At 63.3% G+C, this 215-nt stretch carries 1 pseudogene; it reads right to left on the reverse strand.

Annotation, left to right across the window (positions count from 1 at the left end):
• Positions 1 to 215 (reverse strand): annotated as a pseudogene (locus CUS89_RS15825) (hypothetical protein); the annotation flags it as partial.

Consider the following 215-nt stretch of genomic DNA (forward strand, 5'->3'; position numbering starts at 1 on the left):
GGCGTGCCAGTGCCGGGATCTGTTTCTCCGCCTGTTCCGGGATCCACCTCTGGCGTGCCAGTGCCTGGATCTGTTTCTCCGCCTGTTCCGGGATCCACCTCTGGCGTTCCAGTGCCGGGATCAGTCTCTCCTCCACCTGTGCCTGGGTCGACTTCCGGCGTTCCTGTGCCTGGATCGGTTTCTCCACCTGTTCCTGGATCTACCTCTGGCGTGCC

The organism is Enterococcus mundtii (assembly GCF_002947535.1).
GTDB classification, from domain to species: Bacteria; Bacillota; Bacilli; order Lactobacillales; family Enterococcaceae; genus Enterococcus_B; species Enterococcus_B mundtii_B.